We start from the raw sequence: 18,057 nt of genomic DNA on the forward strand, positions 1-18,057 counted from the left end.
GGCTGCTGGCCGCCGTCGCCGAACGGCTGACGCGGTGCGCCGACGAGGCCGGGTACGCCAGAGCGAGCGCACCGCTGGTGGCCAGACTCGGCGGCGACGAATTCGCCCTGCTGGTCGAGGACTCGACCGAAGTGAAAACCCGGGATGCTGAACTCCCTTGCCCCCCACAGCCGTTGGGCTGCGCCCCGACCAGGAGGAGGACGCAGTGTCGTCACCGAAACTGAAGGCACACCGCAGGAGATGGCTGACCGGGCTGGCCGGTTCGGCCGCGCTGGTTCTCGCCGTGCCCACCGCCGCCTTCGCCGCACCGCCCAAGGCGCTGCCCGCCAACGCCGAGGCCGCCGAGTTCACCTACCAGCCCGCCTTCGACTACGACACGGACGGCTGCTACCCGACGCCGGCCATCGGCCCGGACGGCACCATCAACGGCGGACTCAAGCCCACGGGTTCGCTCAGCGGGGATTGCCACGACGCCTCCGACCTGGACAACACCAACAGCTACTCGCGCTACAAGTGCAACAACGGCTGGTGCGCCTATATGTACGGCCTGTACTTCGAGAAGGACCAGGCCCTCGCGAACAGCAGCATCGGCGGGCACCGCAACGACTGGGAGCACGTCGTGGTCTGGGTGCAGGACGGCCAGATCAAGTACGTGTCGACGTCGAACCACGGTTCGTTCACGGTGCACGCGGCGTCCGAGGTCCGTTTCGACGGCAGCCACGCCAAGATCGTCTATCACAAGGACGGCATCGGCACGCACGACTTCCGTCTCGCCAACACGAACGACGAGCCGCCGGAGAACGACAAGCACACCTGGCAGTACCCGCCGCTGGTGGGCTGGAACGGCTACCCAGCGGGCCTGCGTGACAAGCTGAGCGCGTACGACTTCGGCAGCGCCAACTTCGGCCTGAAGGACGCCAACTTCACCGCGCACCTGACCTCGGCCAAGCCGTCCGGAATCGCGTTCGACCCGAGCGCCTGATCCCGCGACCGCCGACGGGGTTCGCTCGTTCCACAGCTCCCGGAGTCATCCTGGCTCCGGGAGCTCGGGAAGGGCGGAGCATGCCGGTGGGAAGACGGATCGACCGAGGGCGGCTGACGCGGCGGAGCTTTCTGGCCGCGGTGGCGGCCCTCGGCACGGCGAGTGCGCGGGCCACGGCCGAGGGGAACGGCTACACCATGCCCTCCCTCACCTTCGGCGACCCCACCACCCAGCGCAGGCTCGGCGGCCTGTACGCCAGGGCCCTGGCCGCTCTCGCCGACACCCACACCATCGCCGCCGACCCGGCGGTCTACGACAAGGCGGGGCTGCTGGCCTACCCGCCCGGCACGGTCGTACGGGCCGGGGGCGGGTATCCCGCGCCGCAGCGGTGGACCCGGGACGCCGCCGTCAACGCGTGGAACGCGGTGAGCCTGCTCGCGCCGGACGTCGGCCGCAACACGCTGTGGTCGGTGGTCGACCGCGGCCCGGACGGGCTCGTGGTGCAGCAGGACGACCAGTGGTGGGACCAGGTGGTGTGGATCCTGGCCGCCCGGCACCACTACATGGTCACCGGCGACCGCGTCTTCCTGGCACGCGCGTACCGGACCGCCCACCGCACCCTCGCCGTGCGCACGGCTCTGGACTTCGACACCTCCCACGGACTCTTCCGCGGGCCCGGTTTCATGAACGACGGCATCTCCGGCTATCCCAGCCCGCCCGCCTCGGCCTGGGTGCGCTCGTCCTTCGTACTGGACCATCCCGGCACCGAGCGACTGCTGTGCTTGTCGACGAACTGCCTCTACTTCGGCGCCCAGTCGGCGCTCGCGGACATGGCCGACAGCCTCGGCGAGCCGGCTCGGGCAACGTCCCTGCGGGCGGACGCGCGACGCCTGCGCCAGGCGGTCGACCGGCATCTGTGGCGTGCGGACGCCGGGACATACGCCTACCTCCTCAAAGACGACGGCACGGTCGACGCCTCCCAAGAGGGGGCTGGTCTCGCCCTCGCGCTGCTGTGCGGGCTGGCCGATGGGCAGCGGGCGGGGCAGATCCTCGAGAACATCCACTGGCAGCCGCACGGCGTCGTCAACGTCTGGCCGCACTTCCCGCGCTTCGACGACGCCAGGCCGGGACGGCACAACGTCATGGTGTGGCCGATGGTGCACGGCCTGTTCGGCAACGCGGCCGCGAGCGCGGGCCGCACCGACCTGTTCGCACGGGCCGTCGAACAGCTCGCCACGCTGGTCACGTCGAGCGACGGCTTCTACGAGCTGTACGACTCCGTCAGGGGTGCCGTCGACGGCGGCTGGCAGGAGGACGGCAGCGGGCGGGCCGAGCACTTCGTGTCGCAGCCCGACCAGACGTGGTCCGTCACGGCGTATCTGCGCCTCATCCACGACGGCCTGTTCGGTCTGGACTTCGCCGAGGACGCCCTGCGACTGCGACCGTGTCTGCCGCCGGAGTGGGGCGCGGTGACTCTGCGCGGGCTGCGCTACCGGGGCATGACGCTCGACATCGCGCTGCGCGGGGGCGGCGGCCGGGTCTTGGACTGCCTGGTGGACGGGCGGCCGGCCGAAGCCGTCGTACCCGCCGAGGGGACGGGACACCACACCGTGGAGCTGGCCCTCGGGGTGTAGCGGGGTCTGCCGGGCCGGGTGGCCCGGCAGACCTGTTGTGCCGTCGGCGGACCGCTAGCTGCGGCGTCCGGCCGGGTCGCGGGTGACGGTGTCCCCACTGTCGGCGGACTGCGGTCCGGCATCGAGGGATCCGGTGTCCGGGACGGCGCCTTCCTGCGCCCGGTCGGCGTGCCCCGGCCACCAGGCCGCGTGTCCGATCAGGGCGGTGAGGCTGGGCGTGAAGAACATCGCCATCACGAAGGCGGCGACCGCGATACCGAAGGAGACCGCGAAACCCATCTCCGTCAGCAGCGAGTTGCCGGCCAGCATCATCGTGGCGAAGGTCGCCGCCAGGATGAACCCGGCCGCGGCCACCGTCGGCCCGGCGTGCCGGAGTGCCATACCGGCCGCCTCCCGGGGTTCGCGGCCCTCGCGGGCCTCCTCCCTGAGCCGGGCGATCATGAGGATGTTGTAGTCCGTGCCGATCGCGACCACGAACAGATACATGATCACCGGGAGCATGAACATCAGGCCGGACTTGCCCTGCGCCTCCTGGAAGATCCACACGGTGGCACCGAGGGTGGCACCGAAGCCCAGACCCACCGAGGCGATCAGGTACCAGGGCGCGACGACACTGCGCAGCAGCAGCCCGAGGATGACCATGATCAGAACGGCGGCGACGGGGAAGACGGTCCGGTAGTCGTGGTTGACCGCCGTGTCGATGTCCTTGTAGATCGAGGACATGCCACCGACGAGTGCCTTGGTGCCGTCCGGCGCGTTGGCGTGGGCGACGTCGCGCACCTCGCCGACGGCGTCGATCGCCTTGTCCGTGGACGCCTCGTACTTGAGGGTGACCGTGAAGTCGGCGGTGGTGCCGTCCTTGTTCAACTGGTTCATCCGCGCGGAGGCGACGCCGTCCACCGCGCCGAGCTTCTGCGCGTAGGCGGTGAAGCCGGACTTGTCCAGCGGCTTGCCGTCGGTGCTGGACAGGTAGACGTCGGTCGGCGCGGCGGCACCCGCGGAGTACGCCTTCTGCATCTGGTCCTGGACGACCATCGACTCCTTGGTCTTGGGCATGGAGCCCGAGGCCAGGTCGAAGGTGGCGTGGAAGCCGAGGATGCCGGACGACAGGGCCAGCAGGATGAGACCCGAGAGGGCGGCCGTCAGCGCCGGGCGGCGCTGCACACCCCGGCCCAGGGCCGCGAACCGGGCGTTCTCCGGCTCCCGTCGCCAGGACTTGGAGGGCCAGAACACCTTCGGCCCGATCAGCGAGACCACGGCCGGGATCAGGGTCAGGCCGGCGATCAGCGTGACAGTGACCGCGATGGCCAGGGCCGGCCCCATCTGCTTGAGGAAGCCCAGCGTGGACAGCGCCAGCGCGAGGAAGGCGATGATGACCGCGCCGGCGGCGGACGCGATGGCCTCACCGACCCGGCCGACCGCGTTGACCATGGCCTGTTTGGGTTCGTCACCGGCGCGCAGGCGTTCTCGGTAACGGAACATCAGGAACAGGAAGTAGTCCGTGCCCACGCCGAACAGCACCACGATCAGGATCGACGAGATGGAGCTGTTGGCCTGCAGACCGAACAGCTTGGTGGCATAGGCGATCAGACCGTTGGCGATCGCCGACACCAGGCCGATGGTGATCAGCGGCAGGATGGCGAGGATCGGCGCACGGAAGATGATCAGCAGCGTGACCAGGATGATCACGAAGGTGCCGATGCCGATCAGCGCCTCACCGCGCTTGGATGAGTCCTGCTGGTCGAGGGCCTGTGCGGCCGACCCGCCGAGCTTCACCTCCAGATTGGTGCCTTTCGCCAGCTGTTTGACGTCGTCGCGCAACACCTTGGCGGCGTCGGCCTGTTTGGGCTGGCCGGCGTTCTTGCTGTCCATCTGGACCAGGGTCAGGTCATACCTGCCGTCCTTGGACGGCTGGCCGGGGACGACCTTCTGCACCTGGTCGATGTGCTTGTTGCCCAGCTCGGTGGTGATCCGGGCGACGTCCTGCTTGTCTTCGGCGGTCAGCTTTCCGCCGTCGGTGCGCTGGTAGAGCGCGATCGCGGACGGGGTGAAGGCGCTGGGGAACGCCTTCTCCTGCAGGTCCGCGGCCTTGATGGACTCGTAACTCTTGGGCAGGAAACTGCTCTCGTCGCTGTTCGAGGGCAGACTTGGAGCGGTGGCGACGATGGCCACCGCCGCGATCAGCCATGCCACGATCGTCCAGACGGGATGTCGGACGACCGCGGTGCCAATACGTCGGAACATGCGGAAGGTCCTCCTGGGGCAGGAAGATCACCGCAGCCCGGGGAGCGGACCCTGGCATCGGCGACCCCGACCGGCACACGGGGCACTCCCCCAGTGCACCGGTCGCTCGGTTGTCTTCGGTCACATCGTAGTGACCTTGGAGAAAGATCTCTCGTGGGATTCGGCCGCATTGTGAGTGCGGCGGAAGGCACCCGGGCTCGTGCCGGTGTGGCGGGTGGCCGTGCCTTCTGAACGGCGACGGTGTGCGGTTCTTCGACTCGCCCGCTTTCCCGAGGAGTTCAAGCGCACTTCGCCTCCGGCGACCGCACCGGCACCTACCGCACCGGCCTCGACCGCCGATCACCGGCGAGGACGGCGAGGCCGTAGCTCGTGGGAGGACTACGCGGTGGCCCTGGTGGACGAGCTCGAGAACCCGCGACACCTCAACAGACGGTTCACCGTGGGGTATTGAGGTGCGGTGGTCAGACATCGGCGCACCCGAGCAGCGCCTTCGGACCGCCGCGGGCAGAGGACGACCAGGGGGTCACTCGCCCAGCAGTCGGCGCAGCCACCGCAGTCGTGCCGCTTTCGCGTCCCGGGAGAGCGCGGCCTGCGGGACCATGCCGTCGAAACCGTGGAATCCGCCCGGCCATACATGCAGTTCGGCGATGCCGCCGGCCTGCCAGATGCGGCTGGCGTAGGCGACGTCCTCGTCTCGGAAGGTCTCGGCCGAGCCGACGTCGATGAAGGCCGGCGGCAGCCCGGACAGGTCGTCCGCGCGGGCGGGGGCCGCGTACGGGGAGACGTCGGCGCCACCCCGCGCCTCGCCCAGCAGCGCTCCCCACCCCGTCTCGTTGGACGTGCGGTCCCACACGCCCACGCCGGCCATCTGGTGGGCCGAGGGGGTGTCGTTGCGGTCGTCGAGCATGGGGGACATCAGTACTTGCCCGATCGCCTGCGGTCCGTTGCGGTCGCGGGCGAGCAGCGCCACGGCCGCGGCGAGCCCTCCTCCGGCACTGCCGCCCGCCAGGATGACGCGGTCAGGGTCGCCGCCGATCTCCTTGGCGTGCTCGGCCGTCCACAGCAACCCCGCGTAACAGTCCTCCACGGGAGCCGGGTGCGGGTGTTCGGGGGCGAGCCGGTACTCCACGGACACCACGACCAGATCCAGTGCCTCCGCCCAGTCGAGCGGTAGGCCCAGCCGGTGGGAGCCCGCCACCATCCCGCCGCCATGGATGTTGTAGACGATCGGGCGTGGTGCGGTCGCGGTGGTGGGCCGGCAGATCAGCAAGGGCACCTCCGGCGCGCCCGGCGGACCGGGGACCGTCCGCTCCTCGACCTCGAAGCGGCCGCCGCAGGCCAGCTCCTCGTTGGACGGCGGCGGGAACGGTCCGTCCGTGCGCCGTCCGGCCCCGATCATGTCCGGCGTCACGGTGGGTGGCAGCCAGGCACGGATCGCCTCGAGCTCAGGGACGAGTTCGCGGTCGAAGGGCGGGGGACGCATGACCATCGGAGGTCCTCCTCATGGCGGGTACGGCGCCGCGGCGACCGCGGGCTTCCGGCGCGGCCCGGGCGATGTCGTCGTGGTGGCGACAGCGTCCAGGGCCACGTCGACGACTGCCCCCGATCGTTGCGAGCAGGCCGACGAGTCAGGCGGCTGAAGCGGTCTGCTGGTCGGGAGGGCGTCGGTGAGCGGCGAGGGCTCAGGCGTTGACACGGGGTTCTGCCGGGGACCTGACGCCTTCGGCAGCCGGGGTACCCAGGCCAGGCCGGTCACCGCCGCGAGCAGCGTGAAGCCGAACAGCAGGCCGAAGAAGAGCCCGGTTGGAGGCGGTCGCCGAGGCCGGGCTGTCGGCACCCGGCGACATCTCCGTGGCGGGATACGACAACACCACGTTCGCCACGCTCGGCCCGATCTCCCTGACGAGTCGACCAGGCGGGGCGCGAGATCGGCAGGAACGCGGCCCGCCTGCTCCTGGAACAGGCCCGGAGGCCTGGAGTCCGCTCCTGCCCACCCCGGCGGGACAACCACTGTCAGTCCAGAGGCAGTTCTGGCGGCTCGGTGTTTCGGGCGCCTTGACCGGGCCCTGCTCAGACGGGTTCCGGCGATGTTCGGTGGCGTGGGCCTCGGCTGACGTAGGCGGTGGTTCCGGCGGTGGCGAGAAGGGCCGCGACCATGGCCGCCGGTCGGCTGTCGGAGGCCTGCGTCTGCCAGGTCAGCGTCTCCCCCACCATGCCCATGCCCGGGAACACCACCGCGCCGAGTGTCCACCCGAGAGGCAGGAACCATGACCGAGCGGTGCCGACCGCGGCCGTCCCCAGGGCGGTCAGTCCCAGCAGGCCGGCCGCGTCACGGAACACACATCCAACGGGACCGAACCGCGTGCCGGTCAACAGCGTGACCAGCAGGAGCAGGAGTACGCATGTCAGGGCGGCTGCCAGGTGGGACATCCGCAGACTTGCCCATGGCCTCGCCGCCGTACGGTCCAGGGTGTCGTCGGGGCCGCCGAGGGTGGTGGTGACGACGGAGACCAGGAGCAGGACCGTCAGCACGAGTACGGTCCGCCCGACCTCGCCCTGGCCGCCGAAGACGGTTGCCAGCAGCCATGCGATGACGGTGCCCGCGGTCGCCGCGCCCAGCGCCGCCGGCACCTGGCGTGAGCGGACGTAGAGCGTCAGCCCTCTCATCGGGCACCTCGGATCAGAAGACCGGTCGTGACCTGGCACTTCTGGGCAGCCCGATAGACAGCGGTGACCCGGGCCCCGGCCTCGGCCCGCGGCAGGGTCCGCAGTGCCGTCCAGAGCTTGACGGCCTCCGGGTCGACGTATTCGAGGCCGTCGGGACCGGCGGTCGGCCTCCGGTCGAGCAGCCAGAAGGCCGCAGCGGTGGCGACCGGGACGTTCGCCCTGTCACCGCAGTTGCCCCGGCCGGTGAACGCTCCTGTGAGCATCGCCGGTACGAGCCGGCCCGGGTGGGCGAGGCGACCATGGTGGTCCAGTGTGATCCTCATCAGCACGGTGTCGGCCCGCCACTTCGGTGAGGTGGGCGGGAAGAGTGTGCTGGTGTCCTCGTGTGCCTCGACGGCCGATGTCCTCGAAAGGAGGGCCAAGGCACGCCGTGCCTTGGGGGCGACCTCGGGCAGCAACGCTTCGTGGGCCCTGCTGAGGCAGACCAGTGGGGCTACGTCGGTGCACACCAGTTCCTGGGCGACGGGGTCGAGCCTCCCGCGCTCGTAGGCATCGCCGGTCGGCACGACCAGGGCCGTGGCGGTCGCCCCGACGGCCAGCGGCACCAGCGCGGCGAACGCGAACCTACGGTTCTGGACGGCGAAGAGCACGACGGCGCCCCCCGCGATCGCGGCCATCCACAGCCCCTGGGCACCGCTGACCTGGCCGTCGACGGTGTCGTAGTCGCTGAAGACGCTCATTCCCATGCTCGGGGAGAACGCCGCCGTCATCCCGCCGTCCGGGAGGGCTTGGGGGGCGAGGATGAGCAGCGCGAAGCCGGTCACGGCGAGCGCGGGCGCGGTGGCGAGCGCCGGCACCTGCCGTCCGACGGCCAGCCCGAGCCAGACGGAGGCGATCATCGCGACCAGTCCGACGGCTACGACGACATACGCGGCCGACGGCAGGTAGCGTGCCGTGTCGGCGATCCGTGGTGCCGCCGTGAGGAGCGTGATCAGGTACGCGACGATCACCGCCAGGCCGGTCGTGACCAGGATCGGCACCATGCGTTGCGGTCGCGGGCGGGACGCGCTGGCGAACAGTTCGTCGACGTTGGCCCGGTGCACGCGATAGGACTGCCAGGCACCGGCGGCCATCGCGAGGGGCGAGAGCAGCGCGAGGTACTCGCGCTGCGTCATGGCCAGCGCCATCCACCCGGCGGACCATCGTGATGCGGTCACCTGGAGGAGGATCGTACCGGCGACGGTGATCAGGAACGCTGCGCCGAGAGCGGCCGACCGCCGGAACTCGATGGCGAGGATACGGTTCACGCGTTGCTCCGGTGCCGGCGCAGGAGGGCGGAGTAGCCGCGTTCCGCCGGGCTGTCGCCCGCGTCGCCGTCCCCACCTCGGGCGATCAGGTCGTCGGGGGTGCCCTGGAAGAGAAGTCGGCCTTCGTTCATGAGGATGACATCGGTGCAGGCTGCGACGACATCCTCGACGAGGTGGGTGGAGACCAGCACACAGCTGTCGGCGCCCAGGGCACGCAGCAGGTCGCGGAAGTCGAGACGCTGTTCGGGGTCGAGTCCGACGGTCGGCTCGTCGAGCAGCAGCAGCTCGGGGTCGTTCACGATGGCCTGGGCGATGCCGGCCCGGCGCACCATGCCGCCGGACAGTGTCTTCATCTTCTTGTCGGCCTTGGCCGTCAAACCCACCCGGTCGATCGCGCGTTGCACGGCGTCGGGGATCGCGGTCTTCGGCATTTCCTTGAGCCAGGCCATGTAGGCAACGAACTCGCGGACGGTGAACCGCGGGTAGAAGCCGAACTGCTGCGGCAGATACCCCAGTCTGCGGCGTATCCCGCGCAGGTCGGCACGGCCGTCGGCCTGCGCGCCGAGCAGCGTCAACGAGCCGGCGGCGGGTTTGACGACGGTGGACAACGCGCGCATCAGCGTGGTCTTGCCGGCGCCGTTCGGGCCGAGCACCCCATGCACTCCGGCGCTCAGCGCCAAGTCGAGTCCGTCGACGGCCGGATGGCGGCCCGCCCGGACCCGCAGGCCTTGCGCGTGGACTGGCCAAGGATGAAGGGTGGGGGCCGTTTCGGCAGCACTCATCGCCCGCATGGGTCTCTCCTGTTGGTCCTGTGATCTGGTTGACGGAAGGTCAGTTGCCGCTGCGCAGGCGCCGGAAGGGGGAGGCAGCGAGCGGGGTGAACGCGGCGAGAGCCACGGTGGTCGCCGCCCAGACGGCGGTGCTGCCCGGCTGCAGTACCGGTGACAGGGAACGCGCCGCCACGCTCGGCAGCAGGACTGCCGCACACCAGGTCAACGCAAGGGCGATCGCCGCGCGTTGTACCCCGATGAGGGCGCCGAGCACAAGGGTGGCCACCGTGAACGCCAGGCACGGCAGGAGGGTGAGGGCCAGCGAGGTTCCGGTACTCGCCCCCGCCATCAGCAACGCCGGAAGCACCACGAGGAGCACCGCCAGTGTCCGCCGCAGAACCATGGCCAGGCCGGCCGCGGGTGTGGCGGCGATCAGTTCCCAGGCCGGATCGGTCCGGCGGCTCCAGGCCACCGCGACGCCGGGCAGCGGGGCCACCGGAGCCAGCAGCAGCACCAGCGACGGCAGGCTCGGTTCGGCGGCGTCGAGGAGCACGCCACAGCCCAGCACCGCGGCCGTCACCGCGAGCCATGGCAGCAGCGTCCAGGCGAGCCACCGCCGGTGGACGGCCCCTGCGCGGGTACGCCGACGGGCCGGCGACGGGCTCGCTTCGAGCGCCCGGTCGAGCGAGACGGCGACACGATCGAGCAGATCCCTCGTGGCCGGGGAGGCGTGGGCGGCCAGCTGCGCGCGGCAGTCGGCGCACACGTCGAGATGGACCTCGATCGACCAGAGCGCGGCGTCGTCGAGCCCCGGGCCGCCGTCCGCGTAGCGGGCCAGAAGCATGGTGGACGGATGAGTCATGACAGCGCCTCCCGCAGCGCGATCCGGGCCCGACGTGCGCGGGTCTTGACCGTGCCCTCCGGCACGCTGAGCAGCACCGCCGTCTGTCGCACCGACAGGTCGTCCAGCACCATGGCCTGCAGTACCTGCCGCAACTCCGGCGGCAGCCGCAGCAGCGCCTGTTCGAAGTTCTGGTCGACGCGGGTCGCCATCACCTCGTCCTCGGCGGCCGGAGCGGTCGTCTCGAGCAGGGCGACGACCGGCACCCGCTCCTGGCGGGCGCGCCGACGGAAGGCGTCGACGAGTCGGTTCGCAGCGATCGACCAGAGCCAGCCGACCGCACTGCCCTCGGTCACGGAGCCCGCATAGCTGCCGGCCGCGCGCCACACCGCCAGATAGGTCTCCTGGAGCACGTCGGCGACGACGTCCTCGTCCGCGCAGCGACGGCGCAGCCGCACCGCCAACCAGGGTGAGGTACGCCGGTACAACTCGTCGAACGCCGCCCGGTCACCGTCGGCGACGCGACGCACGAGTTCCGCCTCTTCGAGGCCTGTCATGCCTTTCACGATCAGGGAGACGAAACGATCTTCCATTCGGGTTCTCGGCCGCCTCGCCGCCTGGCGAAGGAACCTGCCTTCCTGGACCTGTGCGTGGGCCATCAGAGCGAACAGGAGCCGGCAGTACGGCCGGAGTAACCCCTTGCCAAGCCCTGGCTGCGCGACGGACGACTCAGCCCGCGGGGGTGTTGTAGTTGACGATCCCCTCGACCATGAGAGCGACCGCACCGGCCAACGGGTTCGTGCCGGTGCCCACGACGTCGGGCAGCTTGTGCGCCTCGCTCTCGGTGACGGCCACCATGCCCCAGAACGCGTTGAAGCCCGAGGGATCGGCCGGCTTGTCGGTGGCCGCCCCCACGGTCAGCACCCCGCCCGCTTCGGCCACGGCCAACGCCCCCATCTGCCGCAGCGTGTCGTGATCCCGTTCCTCGGCGGCCACCACGCTCCAGCCCGCCACCTCCACGTGCCGTAAGGCGTCGAGGAGTTTGCCCGGGGTGTCCGACCCGGCGACAACGATGTCGGGCAGGACGAGGGCCACCGGTCCCTGGGTCATCGGCAGGGCGGAGCGGATCGCCCCGTCGAGACCGGGTCCGAACGACTCGTCCTGGTAGACGAAGACCATCTGGAAGGTGTCGGCATAGCGGGCGAGATAACTCACCGTCTCCAGCTTGTGCGTTGCGAAGACGACGACCAGGCGCACGTTGAGTCCGCTCTTGGCGAGTTCCACCACGGCTTCCAGGCTGCGGTCCAGCACGGTGACCCCGGGAGCCAGACAGTGCAGTTCCTTCGGATAGGGAGCCCCGAAACGCGTTCCGTATCCGGCACAGGGCAGGATGACCGAGACGTCGGGTACGGATGGGGACGAACTCTGCATCGCGTAGCACTCCGGTCGTGTGGACGATGGGTGACCTTGCACAACTCGCCGAGCACAGACTGCCCAGGGCCGACCGACGCCGAACCTCCGGCATCACCTGCACCGGCACGCGACCACAGCCACCGAGATGCCGGTTCCCGGTAACTCCGGAAGGTCCAACTGTGCGGCGAAATCGTCGAGTTGACCGGAGCGATCAAGCGCGATGAGGTGAGGTGACGACCGCGGTAGGCCCGACGAAAGAGGACTCTCCATGCGGGTGCTGTTGTCCACTTACGGGACACGGGGCGATGTTGAACCGCTGCTGGCCCTCGCGGTGCGGTTACGGGCGCTGGGCGTGGCGGTGCGGATGTGTGCCCCGCCGGCCGAGGAGTTCGCCCAGCGGCTGGCGGGTATCGGGGTGGAGTCCGTGCCGGTCGGGCCACCCGTCCGGGAGTTGATGCGCGGCAAGGCCCTGCCCTCGGCGACGGATCTGGCCCGCTACCGGAACGAGTTGGTCGAGACCCAGTTCGCCGCCTTCCCCGCGGCCTTCGACGGATGCGACGTGGTGGTGGCGGCGGGCCTGGGGCAGGTCGGCGCACGATCCGTGGCCGAGGCCGCGGGGATCCCCTACGTGTACGTCAGCTACGCGGCGGTTCACCTGCCGTCGCCGCACCATGCGCCGCCTCCGCGGCCGGGCTGGCCGGAGCCCGAGGCCGCCGACAACCGGACCCTGTGGGAGGCGGACGCGCGGAACGTCAACGCGCAGTTCGGCGACGCGCTCAACCGCCACCGGACGGCGCTCGGTCTGCCGCCGGTGGACAACGTGCGCGATCACATCCTCACCGACCGCCCGTGGCTCGCGGCCGATCCCGTACTGGGGCCGTGGCCGCAGACCCCCGGCCTCGACGTCGTACAGACCGGCGCCTGGACGCTCCCTGACGAGCGCCCCCTCCCGGCGGACCTGGTGCGGTTTCTGGACGCGGGCGGTCCGCCGGTCTATGTCGGCTTCGGCAGCATGTCCCCGGCCGAGGGCGTCGGGGGCATGGCCGTCGAGGCGATCCGCGCTCTGGGGTACCGCGTGCTCGTGTCCCGTGGCTGGGCGGGCCTGGATCTCGTCGACGACGGGGACGACTGCTTCACCATCGGCGAGGTCAGCCATCAGAGCCTGTTCGGCAAGGTGGCCGCTGTGGTCCACCACGGGGGCGCGGGTACCACGCTGACGGCGGCGCGGGCGGGCGCGCCGCAAGTGGTGATACCGCTCCAGCTGTCGGACAACCCGTACTGGGCCGGCCGGGTGGCGGCACTGGACCTCGGTGCGGCCCTCGACGCTCCGGCCACGACCGTCGAATCGCTGGGCATCGCGCTCAAGAGCGCTCTGTCGCCGGAGACCCGGGCGCGCGCGAAGGTTCTGGGGAGCCGTGTCCGCACTGACGGAGCGGAGGTGGCCGCACATCGGTTGGTCGAACGGTCGCGGTGACCGGCACCGGTCTTGGGTGCGCGGTTGAGCACTCCGAGCGCCGATACCGCGCCGTCGATTGCTAGCGTTCGCGTTCATGGACGACGGTGTGTATGTAGGCAGTGCGGGCAAGGACGCGGCAATGGACCGGGGGTGGCTGCTCGGGCACTTCAAGGAGCAGGGCGATCCCCGGCACAGTGACGCGGTCGAGGTGAAATGGGGCGTCCATTCACGCGGTGAGCAACGCGCGCAGTGGGTGAAGGGCGAGATGCGGACAGCTCTGCTGGTCCTCATCACCGGACGCTTTCGTCTGGAGTTCCCCGGACGCAGCGTGGTTCTGGAGCGGCAGGGCGACTACGTCGTCTGGGGCCAGGGGGTGGACCACTCCTGGTTCGCCGAGGAGGACTCCGTGGTGATCACCGTGCGATGGCCTTCCGTGGCCGGTTACGCCGTCCCCGACGGAAAGGGCGAGGAACGACCGAAGTGAACCATTGGCCGCGTGTGGTCCGCTATCTCATGCAAGCCCCTTAATGTCGTTTGCCGAGCGCAAACGGGATTCCCTCGGTTATTGGTTGTGGCATTGGTCACCGTTGACCGCTTAATCGGAGCACATTTAGCATCACGGAAAATGATCCCGTCTGCTGGGGCTGCAACGCCTGTATTCCGGACGTCAGCCTGATACTCCGGTAACACCGCGACCGACGTCCGTCGCGTTCTCTTCTCGTGAAGGGTAATCCGTGAATTTACCCCGAATCGCAGTCAGTAATCATTCCGGCGAAGAGACAGAATCCGCGCCCTTGTCGCTGGCGCAGGAGCGTCTGTGGGTCATGGCGCGCATGGACGGAGACGCCAGCGCCGCCTACAACGAGCCGATGCCCTTCGACATCCGGGGACCGCTGGACCGGGACCTGCTCATCAAGGCGCTTCATCTGCTCGCGGCCCGGCACGAGGCCCTGCGCACCCGGCTGGTCCCCGCCGAGGGCTCGGCTCTCCAGGTGGTCGATCCGCCGGACACGGGTTTCCCGGTGACCTTCGAGGACCTGACCGAACTGCCCGACGTGGCTGAACGGTTGACACGTATACGGCTGGAGGTGGAGGGCACCCCGTTCCGCCTGGGCGAGGAACCCATGGCGCGCGGCTGCCTGATCGCGCTCCGACCGACCCATCACGTGCTGATCCTGACGGCACATCACATCATCTTCGACGGCTGGTCCCGGTCCCTGCTGCTGAAGGAGCTGGGCCTGGTGTACGACGCCCTTCAGCGGGGGCGGGCCGTCTCGCTGCCCGAACTGACCTGGCAGTACAGCGATTACACCCGGTGGCAGTGGCAGTGGATGTCGGGAGACGAGCCCACCTCACAGGCCGACTACTGGACCGCCGCGCTGGCCGGCAGCCCGGCCGTGATCACCCTTCCCACCGATCGACCCCGCCCGCCCGAACAGGACTTCCGCGGCGCCCGGTTGGCCGTGACGGTCGACGAGGACCTGACGCTGGCCCTGCGCGCGCTGTCGTCCGACAACGATGTCTCCCTCTATGCCACCGTCCTGACCGGCTGGTCCGTGCTGCTGTCCCTGCTCTCCGGGCAGGACGACATCGTGGTCGGCGCTCCCACGTCGAACCGGCGACGCGGGGACGTCGAGGGTCTGATCGGCTTCTTCGTCAACACCCTCGCCCTGCGCGCGGACCTGTCCGGCTCCCCCACGGTCAGGGACGCCCTGAAGCGGGTGAACGAGCGGATCCGTGACGCCCTCAAGAACGTCGACCTCCCCTTCGAGCGAGTCGTCGAACTGGTCAACCCACCGCGGAGCCCCGCCTGCACGGCCCTGTTCCAGACGATGTTCGCCTGGGTCCCGTCCATGCGGAAGGAACTCGAACTCCCAGGTCTGGAGGTCGAGTTACGAGAGGACGCCGCCCACGTACCCGCGAAGTTCGACATGGTCCTGGCCCTGGCCGACGAGGGCCGGCAACTCACCGGAGAGATCGACTACGCGGTGGCGCTCTTCGACCGGGCGACCATCGAACGGTATGTACGTCAATTCCTGCGCGTGCTGCGGCTGATGACCGAGCGGCCCGATGCAGAGATCGCCGACCTGACACTGCTCGACGAGGACGAGCAGCGGGCGATCCTCGCCGCCTTCAGCACCGGGCCCGCCGTGACCGGACCGGCATCGGCGGGCGTGCTGGAGCGCTTCACCGCGCAGGTCCGTGAACGACCGGGCCAGTGTGCGGTGGTGGCCGGTGACGTCGAGCTGGACTACGCGACACTCGACCGCCGGGCCAACCGTCTCGCCCACGCCCTGATCGCCCGCGGTGCCGGCCCTGACCGTGTGGTGGGCCTGCACGCCGGACGCTCCACCGACCTCGTCGTCGGTGTGCTCGGGATCCTCAAGGCCGGAGCCGCTTACCTGCCCCTCGACCCCGCCCAGCCCCCGGAGCGGCTCGCGGCCATGGTCGGCGACGCGGCACCGGTCCTCGTGCTGACCGACCAGGGGGACGCCGCGGACGTCGGACACCCGTGGGAGCGTCTGGCGAGCGTGGAAGCCGAGGGGGCCCACGACGATGCGCCGGCCATCGGCACGGACACAGCGCGGCTCGCCTACGTCATCTACACCTCGGGATCGACCGGCCGGCCCAAGGGTGTGGCGGTGACGCACGGAAGCGTCGTCAATCTCTTCGACCACTGGCGCGACCTCATGGGGGACGCCCCGGGCGAGGCCTCGTCGGCCTGGTCCAGCATCGGCTTCGACGCGTCGGTGCACGAACTCCTCGTCCCGCTGACCACCGGCGCCGTCCTCCACCTGGTCCCCGACGAACTCCGCGCAGACCCCGGGTCGTTGCTGGAGTGGATGCGCGAACGCAAGGTCACCCAGGCGTTCCTGCCCCCGTCCTACGTCCAGTGGATCGGCGAGGACCCGGCCGCGCGCCTCGCCGGATCGAGCCTGCGTCAGCTCCTCACCGGTGTGGAGTCCCTGCCGGAGACCACCCTGCACCGCATGCGTGAACTGCTGCCCGGCCTGCGCATCTGCTTCGGCTACGGCCCGACCGAGGCCACCCTCTACTCCACCGCGTACACCGACCCCCAGCCCTACGAGCGGTCGTGTCCCATCGGGCGACCACTGCGCGGCACCCGTCTGTACCTGCTCGACGACCGGATGCGTCCGGTACCCGTGGGAGTCACCGGAGAGGTCTACCTCGGTGGTGCGAGCCTGGCCCGCGGCTATCTCAACCGCCCCGACCTCACCGACGAACTCTTCGTGCCCGACCCCTTCGTCCCCGGTGAACGCCTCTACCGCACCGGCGACTTGGCGCGCTGGCTGCCGGACGGCAACGCCGAATACGTCGGCCGCCGGGACGACCAGCTCAAGCTGCGCGGATTCCGCATCGAACCGGGAGAGGTCGAAGCGGCACTGCTGGCGGTCCCCGGGGTGCGCGAGGCCGTCGTTCTGGCCGATCGTGACACGCCGGGTGGTCCTCGCCTGGTCGCCGGCGTGGGATGTGACGCCGAGCGCACGCGGATGCCGTACGAGTGGCGTGCGGCCCTCAAGGACCGCCTGCCGGACTACATGATCCCCGCCGCCGTTGCCGAGTTCCCGCGACTGCCGTTGAACAACAGCGGCAAGGTGGACCGGACGGCGGTGCTGCGCGCCGCCGCGGCAGCCCACACGGGCCGGGTCAACACGGCCGCGCCCCGCGACCATGTCGAAATGGCCCTGTACCGGGTGTGGCGGCGGATCCTGCTTCACCCCGACATCGGCATCGGTGACAACTTCTTCGAGCTCGGCGGCACTTCGATATCGGCGATCAAGATGGCATCCGCCGTCCGGGAGGAGCTCGGCTTCACCCTGCCCGTCCGGGACGTCATGCTGCACCCGACCATCGAGGCGCTCGCCGAGCGCGTGCGCGCCGACGGCGGCGACGCCGCGCAGTCCGCCGAGCTCAGCAGCCTGGTCGAATTCCGCGCGGGCGGCGGCCTGCAGCGCGTGGTGTGCGTGCACCCCGCCGGCGGCACCGCCTTCTGCTACCTGCCCCTGTCCGCCGAACTGGCCGACGACATAGGCGTCGTGGGGCTCCAGGCTCCCGGCATCAACCCCGGTGAGTCCACCCTGCCCGGCGTCGAGGCCATGGCCGAGGAGTATCTGCGGCTGGTCGCACCCCGCACCGACGAGGCACTGGTGCTGTGCGGGCTCTCCTACGGCGGTCTGATCGCGTACGAGATGGGCCGCCGGCTGGTGACGGCCGGACACGAGAAGGTGAGCGTGGTCCTTCTCGACACCCACGGCGCCCAGGACGACGAACAGCGCGCCGCGATCACGCCGGTCGGTATGGCGGAGTTCCGGGAGAAGCTGGTGCGCTTCAACGGCATGTACCCGGGCATCGACGACGAGCAGGTGACCCGGTACCTGACCGTCTACAACCACCATCGTGAGACGGGGCGCGACTACGTCGTCCCCGCGTCCCCCGCCCGTGTCGTGCTGTTGCAGGCCACGGCCGTGGAGGACGAAGAGACGGACGTCGAGCATGCCGCCGCCCGTCTACGCGCGTTCTGGCGGCAGCGCGTCAACGGTGAGTTCGCGGTCGAGCCGGTCGCCTGCGGTCACTGGGACATGTTGGAGAGCGACGAACTGCCCCGCGTCGCAGCTGTCCTCACCGCCGAACTGCACCGGCTGGCCGCCGTCCCCGGCCCGGACGCCCCTTCAGGCACGTCGGAGGATGCACGATGAAACCGCGCGTCGAAACGTCCCCCAC

At 70.1% G+C, this 18,057-nt stretch carries 14 protein-coding genes; 6 read left to right on the top strand and 8 right to left on the bottom strand.

What is annotated here, in order from left to right; all coding sequences use genetic code 11:
• The 3 genes from GRC12_RS14950 to GRC12_RS14960 all read left to right on the top strand — a co-directional run.
• A partial coding sequence (locus tag GRC12_RS14950; RefSeq protein ID WP_208779750.1) for a hypothetical protein occupies positions 1 to 224 on the top strand: 224 nt, incomplete at its 5' end.
• The gene (locus GRC12_RS14955; protein ID WP_208779732.1) at positions 206 to 982 is read left to right on the top strand and encodes an NPP1 family protein; all 777 of its coding nucleotides are present in this window, start codon (positions 206 to 208) and stop codon (positions 980 to 982) included. The genes GRC12_RS14950 and GRC12_RS14955, both read left to right, overlap by 19 nt.
• Before the next feature lie 80 nt (positions 983 to 1,062).
• Complete coding sequence (locus GRC12_RS14960; protein ID WP_208779733.1) at positions 1,063 to 2,616, top strand: MGH1-like glycoside hydrolase domain-containing protein; 1,554 nt, start codon at positions 1,063 to 1,065, stop codon at positions 2,614 to 2,616.
• Between the two features lie 54 nt (positions 2,617 to 2,670).
• Here GRC12_RS14960 and GRC12_RS14965 read toward each other — a convergent pair whose 3' ends face one another.
• The 8 genes from GRC12_RS14965 to GRC12_RS15000 form a co-directional block, all read right to left on the bottom strand.
• Positions 2,671 to 4,860 carry an MMPL family transporter gene (locus GRC12_RS14965; protein WP_208779734.1) on the bottom strand — a complete coding sequence of 730 codons (2,190 nt, stop codon included), beginning with the start codon at positions 4,858 to 4,860 and terminating at the stop codon, positions 2,671 to 2,673.
• Positions 4,861 to 5,383: 523 nt separating this feature from the next.
• The gene (locus tag GRC12_RS14970) at positions 5,384 to 6,349 is read right to left on the bottom strand and encodes an alpha/beta hydrolase (RefSeq protein ID WP_208779735.1); all 966 of its coding nucleotides are present in this window, start codon (positions 6,347 to 6,349) and stop codon (positions 5,384 to 5,386) included.
• 581 nt (positions 6,350 to 6,930) lie between these two features.
• Positions 6,931 to 7,527 (bottom strand): hypothetical protein, encoded by a 597-nt coding sequence (locus tag GRC12_RS14975; RefSeq protein WP_208779736.1) that lies wholly within the window; start codon positions 7,525 to 7,527, stop codon positions 6,931 to 6,933.
• Positions 7,524 to 8,834 carry a hypothetical protein gene (locus tag GRC12_RS14980; RefSeq protein ID WP_208779737.1) on the bottom strand — a complete coding sequence of 437 codons (1,311 nt, stop codon included), beginning with the start codon at positions 8,832 to 8,834 and terminating at the stop codon, positions 7,524 to 7,526. The genes GRC12_RS14975 and GRC12_RS14980 overlap by 4 nt, the downstream gene beginning before the upstream one ends.
• Positions 8,831 to 9,625, bottom strand: coding sequence for an ABC transporter ATP-binding protein (locus GRC12_RS14985; protein WP_208779738.1), 795 nt, complete (start codon positions 9,623 to 9,625; stop codon positions 8,831 to 8,833). The genes GRC12_RS14980 and GRC12_RS14985 overlap by 4 nt, the downstream gene beginning before the upstream one ends.
• A 40-nt stretch (positions 9,626 to 9,665) precedes the next feature.
• Positions 9,666 to 10,466, bottom strand: a complete 801-nt coding sequence (locus GRC12_RS14990) for a zf-HC2 domain-containing protein (protein ID WP_208779739.1) — start codon at positions 10,464 to 10,466, stop codon at positions 9,666 to 9,668.
• Positions 10,463 to 11,002 carry an RNA polymerase sigma factor gene (locus tag GRC12_RS14995; protein WP_208779740.1) on the bottom strand — a complete coding sequence of 180 codons (540 nt, stop codon included), beginning with the start codon at positions 11,000 to 11,002 and terminating at the stop codon, positions 10,463 to 10,465. Before GRC12_RS14995 ends, GRC12_RS14990 begins: the two co-directional genes overlap by 4 nt.
• A 172-nt stretch (positions 11,003 to 11,174) precedes the next feature.
• A complete protein-coding gene (locus GRC12_RS15000) occupies positions 11,175 to 11,876 on the bottom strand; it encodes an NTP transferase domain-containing protein (protein ID WP_208779741.1) in 702 nt (233 codons plus the stop codon).
• A gap of 250 nt (positions 11,877 to 12,126) precedes the next feature.
• Here GRC12_RS15000 and GRC12_RS15005 point away from each other — a divergent pair, with 250 nt between their 5' ends.
• The 3 genes from GRC12_RS15005 to GRC12_RS15015 all read left to right on the top strand — a co-directional run bounded on the left by GRC12_RS15005 (position 12,127) and on the right by GRC12_RS15015 (position 18,032).
• Positions 12,127 to 13,332, top strand: a complete 1,206-nt coding sequence (locus GRC12_RS15005) for a glycosyltransferase (protein ID WP_208779742.1) — start codon at positions 12,127 to 12,129, stop codon at positions 13,330 to 13,332.
• A 76-nt stretch (positions 13,333 to 13,408) separates the two neighbouring features.
• Positions 13,409 to 13,798, top strand: a complete 390-nt coding sequence (locus GRC12_RS15010) for a signal peptidase I (RefSeq protein WP_208779743.1) — start codon at positions 13,409 to 13,411, stop codon at positions 13,796 to 13,798.
• Between the two features lie 310 nt (positions 13,799 to 14,108).
• On the top strand, positions 14,109 to 18,032 hold the full coding sequence (locus tag GRC12_RS15015; RefSeq protein ID WP_244372862.1) for a non-ribosomal peptide synthetase: 3,924 nt from the start codon (positions 14,109 to 14,111) through the stop codon (positions 18,030 to 18,032).
• Positions 18,033 to 18,057: the final 25 nt, after the last annotated feature.

The sequence above is a fragment of the Streptomyces griseorubiginosus genome (assembly GCF_017614965.1).
GTDB classification, from domain to species: Bacteria; Actinomycetota; Actinomycetes; order Streptomycetales; family Streptomycetaceae; genus Streptomyces; species Streptomyces griseorubiginosus_B.